Source organism: Comamonas sp. (genome assembly GCF_036666375.1).
Lineage (GTDB): Bacteria > Pseudomonadota > Gammaproteobacteria > Burkholderiales > Burkholderiaceae_C > Comamonas.
Genome location: NZ_JAVWWA010000073.1, coordinates 19133 through 26266, shown reverse-complemented (window position 1 = coordinate 26266; position 7134 = coordinate 19133). Strand labels below are relative to the sequence as shown.

General features: G+C 68.0%; 4 protein-coding genes and 1 tRNA gene. 2 read left to right on the top strand and 3 right to left on the bottom strand.

Translation table 11 applies throughout. The features are described from left to right. Window position 1: 1 nt before the first annotated feature. From RR928_RS16795 to RR928_RS16785, 3 genes are all read right to left on the bottom strand, one after another. A tRNA-Leu gene (locus RR928_RS16795) sits at window positions 2-88 on the bottom strand. An 85-nt stretch (window positions 89-173) separates the two neighbouring features. Next, window positions 174-3395 carry an efflux RND transporter permease subunit gene (locus RR928_RS16790; protein ID WP_332538555.1) on the bottom strand — a complete coding sequence of 1074 codons (3222 nt, stop codon included), beginning with the start codon at window positions 3393-3395 and terminating at the stop codon, window positions 174-176. 7 nt (window positions 3396-3402) lie between these two features. Further along, on the bottom strand, window positions 3403-4587 hold the full coding sequence (locus tag RR928_RS16785) for an efflux RND transporter periplasmic adaptor subunit (protein ID WP_332683410.1): 1185 nt from the start codon (window positions 4585-4587) through the stop codon (window positions 3403-3405). 197 nt (window positions 4588-4784) lie between these two features. On the opposite strand from RR928_RS16785, the gene hpnC reads away from it, so the two are divergent. Together hpnC and RR928_RS16775 are read left to right on the top strand one after the other, a co-directional pair. After that, window positions 4785-5660, top strand: a complete 876-nt coding sequence (hpnC, locus tag RR928_RS16780) for a squalene synthase HpnC (protein WP_332538557.1) — start codon at window positions 4785-4787, stop codon at window positions 5658-5660. A gap of 126 nt (window positions 5661-5786) precedes the next feature. Next, window positions 5787-7070, top strand: a complete 1284-nt coding sequence (locus tag RR928_RS16775; RefSeq protein WP_332538553.1) for a DEAD/DEAH box helicase — start codon at window positions 5787-5789, stop codon at window positions 7068-7070. Window positions 7071-7134: the final 64 nt, after the last annotated feature.

The window sequence follows — 7134 nt, the reverse complement described above, 5'->3', positions numbered from 1 at the left end:
CTGGTGCGCGAGGGGGGACTCGAACCCCCACACCATTGCTGGCGTCAGGACCTAAACCTGGTGCGTCTACCAATTTCGCCACCCGCGCGGTGGTCTGGCGCGATGCCAGACCTTAGGTCAACCGCTTATTTTACCTGTTTGACACAGCATTTTTTGCAATCGAGTGCAAGTTTTTAGGCTGCCGGCTCGGGCCGGCGCACGCGGAAGAACGCGGCATACATCGCCGGCAGCGCCAGCAGCGTCAGCACCGTCGCCACGACCAGGCCACCCATGATGGCCACGGCCATGGGGCCCCAGAACACGCTGCGCGACAGCGGGATCATGGCCAGCACCGCGGCCGCAGCGGTGAGCACGATGGGACGCAGCCGGCCCACGGTGGCTTCGATGATCGCGTCCCAGGCCGGCATGCCGCGCGCGCGGTCGACTTCGATCTGGTCGATCAGGATCACCGAGTTGCGCTGGATCATGCCCATCAGCGCGATCACGCCCAGCAGCGCGACAAAGCCGAACGGCCGGTTAAGCAGCAGCAGCGCGGCGGCAACGCCTGCAATGCCCATGGGGCCGGTCAGGAACACCAGCAGCGCGCGGCTGAAGCTGTGCAGCTGCAGCATCAGCAGCGTGAACGTGAGGAACAGCATCACCGGCAGGCCGGCGGCGATCGACGACGCGCCCTTGGAGCTTTCCTCGACCGCGCCCGCGACTTCGATGTGATAGGCGTTTGCGCCTTCGGCATGCCAGCGCTTCTCGACTTCGCGCAGCGCGGGCAGCAGCGCTTCGGTCACGGTCGCGCCCTGCAGGCCTTCGCGCACATCGCCCTGCACGGTGATCGCATAGCTGCGGCCTTCGCGCCATAGAACCCCAGGCTCCCAGGCCATCACGGGCTTGGCGATCTGGGTCAGCGGAATCGACTTGCCCGAACTCGTGGGCAGATAGGCATTGCCGATGTCGGTGATCGCATCGCGCTCGTCGAGCGGCGGGCGCAGCACGATGTCGATCAGCTTGTCGCCTTCGCGGTACTGGCCCACGGTGGCGCCGCTGAGCATCACGTTGGCGGCCTGGGCGATCGACTGGCTGCTCACGCCCAGCGCGCGCGCCTTGTCCTGGTCGACTTCGAGGCGGATGGCCTTGACCGACTCGTTCCAGTTGTCGTTGACGCCGCGCATGTCGGCGTTGTCGCGCAGCAGTTGCTTGACTTCGTCGGCACGCACGCGCAGCGTGGTCGGGTCCGGCCCCTTGACGCGGAACTGCACGGGGTACGGCACGGGCGGGCCCGACGACAGCAGCGTCACGCGGCCGCGCGCCTGCGGATAGTCCTGCGCCAGCATGCCCGGCAGCTGGCGGCGCAGCCGTTCACGCTCCTGCAGCGTCTTGGCGACGACGATGAACTGCGAGACGTTGGTCTGCGGAAAGACCTGGTCCAGCGGCAGATAGAAACGCGGCACGCCCGAGCCAAACCAGGTGCTCACGGTCTCGACGCCGTCCTGCGCCAGCAGGCGCTGCTCGACCGCCTTGGTGGTCTGCTCGTTGGCCACGAACGACGTGCCTTCGGGGAACCACAGATCGACCATGATTTCGAGCCGCGTCGAGTCGGGGAAGAACTGCTGCTGCACGCGCGACATGCCGAACAGGCCCAGCGCGAACACCAGCACCGTTGCGCCTATGGTGATCCAGCGGTGCTCCACGCACCAGTCGACCGTGCGCCGGAAACGGTTGTAGAACGGGCTGTCGAACACTTCGTGCTGACTCGCGGGCGGTGTCGCGCCCAGCGCCACGGCGGCCAGCGTTTCGGGCGGCGCTTCGGCCAGCACCTCTTCGGATGGTGCCTCGGGCGCATGCGGCGGGCGCTTGAGCAGCAGCATGCCCAGGTAGGGCACGAAAAACACCGAGGCCAGCCAGCTCAGCACCAGCGCCACCACGGTCACCGCGAAGATCGCGAAGGTGTATTCGCCGGTCATGGACTTGGCCAGACCGATGGGCAGAAAGCCCGCAGCCGTGATCAGCGTGCCCGTGAGCATGGGCATGGCCGTGATCTCGTAGGCAAACGTCGCCGCGCGCAGCTTGTCGTAGCCCTCTTCCATCTTGCGCACCATCATTTCGACGGCAATGATGGCGTCATCGACCAGCAGGCCCAGCGCGATGATCAGCGAGCCCAGCGAGATCTTGTGCAGGCCTATGCCCCAGTACCACATGGCCAGGAAGGTCGCGGCCAGCACCAGCGGAATGGTGATGCCCACCACCAGGCCGGGGCGCGGATCGATGTACCAGCGCCGCCACCAGCGCTGCTCGCCGGGGCGCTTGTGCAGGCCCAGGCTGATGAAGCTCACGGCCAGCACCACGGCCACGGCCTCGATCAGCACCGCGATGAACTCGTTGACCGAACTCGACACCGCGCGCGGCTGGTCCTGCACATTGACCAGTTGCATGCCCGCGGGCAGTTCGTGGGCCAGGCGCTCGCTGGCCGCGCGCAAGGCCTTGCCCAGGCGGATGATGTCTCCGCCCTTGGTCATGGCCACGCCCAGCGCGATCGAATCCTGGCCCTGGTGGCGCACTTTCACGGTCGGTGGATCGACATAGCCGCGGCGGATCTCGGCGATGTCGCCCAGGCGCAGCTGCGCGCCCGAAGCGCCGCGTATCGGCATGGCGCGCAGGTCTTCAACCGCATTGAACTGGCCGGCGACGCGCACCTGCACCTGCTCCGCGCCGGCCTGGACCACGCCTGCGCTCTGCAGCGCGTTCTGCTGGTCGAGCTGGGCCAGCACCTGGTTCATGTCGAGGCCCAGCTGCGACAGGCGCAGCTGCGACAGCTCGATGAAGAGCTTCTCGTCCTGGACGCCGAACATCTCGACCTTGGCGACATCGGCCACGCGCAGCAGCTGCTGGCGCACATCGTCGGCCACGTTCTTCAACTCCGCGTAGGTGAAGCCTTCGCCCTGCAGCGCGTAGATCACGCCGTAGACGTCGCCGAAATCGTCGTTGAAGAACGGCCCCTGCACGCCCTGCGGCAGCGTGTAGCGCATGTCGCCTATCTTCTTGCGCACCGTGTACCAGAGATTGGAGACATCGGAAGGCTTGGAGTTGTCCTTGAGCTGGAAGATGATCTGCGACTCGCCGGGCTTGGAGTAGCTGCGGATCTTGTCGGCATAGGGCACCTCCTGCAAGCTGCGCTCGAGCTTGTCGGTGACCTGCTCGGCGACCTGCTGCGCCGTGGCGCCGGGCCAGTAGGTGCGCACCACCATCGCGCGGAACGTGAACGGCGGATCCTCATCCTGGCCGAGCTGGAAATAGGCCGCAAAGCCCAGCAGCACGATGGACACCAGCAGATAGCGCGTGAGCGCCACATGCTCGAGCGCCCAGCGCGAGAGATTGAAGCCTTGTTTGGGCTGCTGTGGATTCATGGCGGACTCAGCGGGTGGCGGGAACGGGCTGCGCTGCCGGGGTGGCGGCAGCGGGCGGCACCTTGGCGGCCGACGCCGCGCGCGCGGCTTCGACGGGGCTCTGGTACACCGTCACCTTCTGGCCGGGAGCGAGCACATGGCCACCGGTCGCGACCACGCGCATGCCCGGCGTCAGGCCTTGGGAGATCACGATCTCGTTGCCATCGGCCGTAGCCACCACCACGGGCTGCGAACGCACGGTGCTCGACGCGGCGTCGAACACCCACACGGCCGAGCCGCCGTTCTCCTGATGCAGCGCCGTCGTCGGCAGCTTGATCACGGACTCGCCGGTCGCGCCCATGCCTTCGGGGCGCGCATGCACCGTTGCCCCCAGTGCCGGCAAGGCCTGGCCCGGCGCACGCTCCAATGCGACCTTGACAAGATAAGTGCGCGTCACGGCATCGGCGCTGGCCGCGACTTCGCGCACCCGGCCGCTGTAGCGCTGGTCACTGGCCCACAGGCGCACCGCCACCGCCTGACCGGCGCGCACGCGCGCAATCTTGTCTTCGGGCACGGAGAACACCACGTCGCGCTCGCCGTCCTGGGCGATGCGCACCACGGGGCTGCCCGCGGAAACCACCTGGCCGGGCTCGGCATCTATGCCCGTGACCACGCCCGCGACATCGGCCACGAGGCGCGTGTAATCGGTCTGCAGCGACTGGCTTGCGGCCTGCGCGCGCGCCTGGTCCAGGCTGGCCTGGGCCGACTTGAGCGTGGCTTCGCGGCGCTCGAGTTCGGCGCCGCTGATGAAGTTCTGCGCCTTGAGCGTGCGGTAGCGCTGCAGATCGGCAGCGGCGAGATCGCGCTGCGTCGTCGCCGCGTTCACCTGGGCGCGGCCGGCATCGGCCGCGAGCCGGTAATCCTGCGCATCGAGCTGCGCCAGCAACTGGCCGGGCTTGACCTGCTGACCCAGTTCCACCTGGCGCGAGACCAGCTTGCCCGGCACGCGAAAGCCCAGCCGCGATTCGATGCGTGCGCGCACTTCGCCTGCGTACTCGGTCTGCGCGTCGTATACGCCCACACCGACTTCGAGCAGCTTGACCGCGCGCACGGGCTCGGGCGCGGGCGCAGGCCGCGAACAGGCGGCAAGCGCACAGGCGAGCACCACGGTGGTAAGGGCCCAACGGGGCCGGGAAAGGATCAAGGAGGGCATGCGGTGCTCAAAAAAACGGGCGCCGCGCCATCGGCGCGACGCCACCGGGTAATCGTCGCAAAAGGGGCAACGGCCCACAACACAACTCAAACGACAAAGGTCTGCGCGCCTTCTCTTTTCTGTGGGAATGGTCACTAATGACTCAATGGTTAGTAATTATCGAAAGGCGCGCGCACTTGTCAAGCGACAATCAAGGCGTGAACCGCCCCGCCCAGCCACCCTCCCCCGCTCCAACCCTCGCCGCGCCTGTCACGCACTACGAGAATTTCCCCGTCGCTTCGCTGCTGTGCCCGCCGCAGCTGCGCCAGCCGATCGCGGCCATCTACGGTTTTGCGCGCACCGCCGACGACATCGCCGATGAAGGCGAGGCGACGCCCGCCGAACGCCTGGCCGAACTCGATGCCTACCGCGAAGAGCTGCTGGCCGTTGCCGCGGGCCGGGCGCCGGGCGCGCGCTGGGCCGCGGTGTTCGGGCCGCTGCAGCATGCCATCCGCGCGCATGGGCTGCCCGTGCCGCTGCTCGCCGATCTGCTCAGCGCCTTTTCCCAGGACATCCACAAGACGGCTGCGGGCGAGACCTATGCCGACCGCGCCGAGTTGCTCGATTACTGCCGGCGCTCGGCCAATCCCGTGGGCCGGCTGCTGCTGCATCTTTACGGCGTGCACGATGACCAGGCGCTGGCGCAAAGCGATGCGATCTGCAGCGCGCTGCAGCTGATCAACTTCTGGCAGGACCTGAGCGTGGACATTCCGCGCGGCCGCCATTACCTCACGGATGCCGATTGCGCGCGCCACGGGGTCAGCCGCGCCGAACTGGCCGCGCTGGCCAGCACGCCCGCCAACCGGCAATTGATTGCCGAGAACGCGCGCTGGGCGCGCGAGTGCATGCTGCAAGGCCTGCCGCTGGTGCACCGCCTGCCCGGGCGCGCGGGCTGGGAGCTGCGCCTGGTGGTGCAAGGCGGGCTGCGCATTCTCGACAAGGTGGATGCCTTGCAAGGCCAGAGCCTGCATACCCGGCCCAAGCTGGGCAAGTCCGACTGGCTGCGCATGCTGGGCCGCTGTCTGCGCATGTAGCGGCTGCCGAGCAAAGGCCCTGTCCCGGGGCTTTGCGGCCCCGCTGGCGCACAATCCTCCCATACCGGCGTTGGCCCGCGTCTGTGCGCGCCCGGCTTTCACGCCCACCACTTTCTTTGCCCATACATGCCTTTTTCTTCCCTCGGCCTTTCCCCGGCCCTTGCCCGCGCCGCCAGTGAACTGGGGTTTGACCAACCCACGCCCATCCAGTCGCAGGCCATTCCCGCCATCGTGCAAGGCCGCGATGTCTGGGCTTCGGCGCGCACCGGCTCGGGCAAGACCGCGGCTTTCGCGCTGCCCGCGCTGCTGCAGCACCAGAACCTGACGCTGGCCCAGCCCAGCGGCGGCGCACGCAGCGTGCACACGCTGGTCGTCGTGCCCACGCGCGAACTCGCGGCCCAGGTCGGTGAAGTGCTGCGCAGCCTGGGGCAGAACCTGTCCCAGCCGCCCAAGATCGCCGTGGTGTTCGGCGGCGTGTCGATCAACCCGCAGATGATGGCGCTGCGCGGCGGCGCCGACATCGTCGTCGCCACGCCCGGCCGGCTGCTGGACCTGGTCGATCAGCGCGCGCTGCGCCTGTCGCAGGTGCAGTTGCTGGTGCTCGATGAAGCCGACCGCCTGCTCGACCTGGGCTTTGCCGACGAGCTGCAGCGCACGCTGGCCCTGCTGCCCAAGAAGCGCCAGACGGCGTTCTTCTCGGCCACGTTCCCGCAGGCCGTCGAAGCGCTGGCGCAAAGCCTGCTGAACGACCCGCTGCGCGTGGACATCGCCACCGACGCGAGCGAAAGCCAGGCCATCATCGAGCAGCGCGCCGTTGCCGTCGACACCAGCCGGCGCACGCAACTGCTGCGCCAGATGCTCCAGGACCCGGCCTGGACGCGCGTGCTGGTGTTCGTGGCGACCAAGCACACGGCCAACATCGTGGCCGAAAAGCTCTACAAGAACGGCGTCTTCGCCACGCCTTTCCATGGCGAGCTGAGCCAGGGCGCGCGCCAGCAGGTGCTCGAAGAGTTCAAGGCCGAGCGCTGGCAGGTGGTCGTGACCACAGACCTCGCGGCGCGCGGCATCGACATCGCCCAGTTGCCGGTGGTGGTGAACTACGACCTGCCGCGCTCGGCCGTCGACTACGTGCACCGCATCGGCCGCACGGGCCGCGCAGGCGAAAGCGGCCTGGCCGTGAGCTTCGTCACGCCGGCCAGCGAGGCCCACTGGCAGCTGATAGAAAAACGCCAGCATCTGGCGCTGCCGCGCGAAATCGTCGAAGGTTTCGAGCCGCTGGAGGAAATCCCTGCTCCCGTGGCCGGCGCGGCCGACGGCAATGGCGGCGTCAAGGGCAAGCGGCCAAGCAAGAAGGACAAGCTGCGCGCGGCGGCGCAGGCCGCGGCTGACGGACAGCACGACGCGTCTTGAGCGCAGGCCGTTCATCCTTCGACGGGCTCAGGACGAACGGACAAGAACCGTCGCCCTGAGCCCG